Source organism: Shewanella sp. SG41-4, from assembly GCF_014164505.1.
Classification (GTDB): Bacteria; Pseudomonadota; Gammaproteobacteria; order Enterobacterales; family Shewanellaceae; genus Shewanella.
In genome coordinates this window covers 1-1,982 of record NZ_JACJFI010000487.1, presented here as the reverse complement: position 1 = coordinate 1,982, position 1,982 = coordinate 1, and the positions used below count along the sequence as shown (strand labels likewise).

Below are 1,982 nucleotides of genomic sequence, written 5' to 3'. Positions count from 1 at the left end.
CCGTCATATTCCTCATCGAGCCGTTCAAATGACAGCGATGCAGCGACACAGCGTAGTAATCAAAATAAGCCGCAGCCTACATTTGATCCAAATAACCCGTGGAATAAATAACCACTAGACTGATCTCATGTCAACGTCGGCGCAACCCAACGATAATAATATTATCGTTGGGTTGCGTTTTTTTATGGCTAACAATAACTATAATTATAATCTAACTACATAGAATTTATTGTTTAACTACATAGAGTTTGTTGTTCTACTACATAGGGTTAATTGTTTATTCAAGTTTGCTGAGGCTTATTTTGATTACTACGCTGTGTCGCTGCATCGCTGTCATTTGAACGGCTCGATGAGGAATATGACGGTGATGATGAAGCATATGAACGACTTTGATTATGTTTCATTTGCTCATAATCAGCCGTTGCTTTGGCTTTCATTTCGGCAACTAACTCAACCGTTAAAGGCTGCGGCTTACGCGGTAAAATACCATCAGCAAAACCACGTTCACGAGGTTTTAATTCAAATTGTGCTGAGTTACCTTTTGGCATACGTTTGAAACGGTACAAATAAAAGTTTTCAACACGCTCTCTCGCCCATTCCGTCTTTTTTAGGAACTTAACACAAGCATCCATATTAGGGTTGGTATTGAAGCACTCTAAACGCAACGCGGCGTATAAAATTTTCCAATCATAAAATGCCACTAACTCAGAAATCATCGTTTCTGATTTTAAACCGTGAAGTGGATTATTTTGCTGCAGTTCTACCATGTTTTCTCATGACCTCAAAAAGCTGTCTCTACAATCTACATAGTTTACCGTGAAATGACGCTATCGTCTTTATGCATCTTGCATAGTCGCTGATGCGCATTGAAATTAAATGGACTTTCTTACAGATGACGCTTCACTATCACTTATTTCATTATTAAGCGTATAAGCGTATAAGCGATAAATAGTGACCCCCAAATAAACAACTTTATAAATTAACCAAACATCGCCTCCAAAAGACTCAACAGATACGCTAACTGTTGAGTTATCCGAAGGGCTAAACATTTCAGTTTATGTAGCGATTTACAGCGTAATTTAGCTTACCAATCAGGTGCCAAGCTAAGTTGCTGAACTAAAGATCTGAGCTAAAGTGCTAAACTAAAGTGCTGAGGCGCCTATAAAATCTTTTTCAAGAATGATCCATACGATGGCAAAATTAACACTACTCGACATCTCTGGAGTTAGGCATCAAGTTTTGTATTTCCATTGGCCAAGTAAACTTGAAACACGCGCCCTTTTGCACACTCGTATCTAAGCTAATTTCGCCCCCCATGGCGACCACTATCTTTTTCACAATCGCTAATCCCATGCCACTGCCTTCCACTTCATCTCGAGGTTTTAAGGTGGTAAACATGGTAAATATTTTCTCAGAGAACTCATCAAGTATCCCTGGGCCATCATCTCTAACCACAAATTCATAAAAAGGAGCGTTCACCACCATAGATACATATACAGTGCCTTTTCCGGTGTCATGATGTTTAATCGCATTATTAATCAGGTTTCTTATCACTTGCTCAAGTGGCACACTAGCAGTCGTTATGTCGGTTGTCGCGGACTCAAACTCCAACGAAAAGGCATTTTTGGTATTGCATAAATCAAACACATTTTCGACCACAGACTTTATATTAATTGAATGAATAACATCGCCTTTTTTGCCCGCTCTTGAATAGGAGAGTAAGTCATCTAACAGTTTTTCCATCCGGCTAATACGACCACGCATTAAGCGTAAATGCTCAGCATCTTCAGCTTCTAATTTGTCTTTTAAATCTTCTTCTAACCAGCTGGCTAATTGATCAATGCCGCGTAAAGGCGATTTAAGATCATGCGAGGCAACGTAGGCAAAGTTATCCAGTTCGGTATTACTTCTGGAAAGTTCCTCAATGAAATATTTGCGTTCTGAAATATCTTGCATGGTTCCTGCAAGCCTAACGACTTTAC

At 39.4% G+C, this 1,982-nt stretch carries 2 protein-coding genes; both read right to left on the bottom strand.

The annotated features are described in order from the left end of the window. Positions 1–281: 281 nt before the first annotated feature. A complete protein-coding gene (locus tag H5202_RS21410; RefSeq protein WP_182773832.1) occupies positions 282–767 on the bottom strand; it encodes a VF530 family protein in 486 nt (161 codons plus the stop codon). A 439-nt stretch (positions 768–1,206) separates the two neighbouring features. Then, positions 1,207–1,982: sensor histidine kinase (locus tag H5202_RS21405; protein ID WP_220493961.1), on the bottom strand; the 776-nt coding region annotated here is incomplete at its 5' end.

Excerpts from the sequence above, each read along its gene's own strand:
- H5202_RS21410 (WP_182773832.1), bottom strand. The coding sequence starts at position 767 with ATGGTAGAACTGCAGCAAAATAATCCACTTCACGGTTTAAAATCAGAA.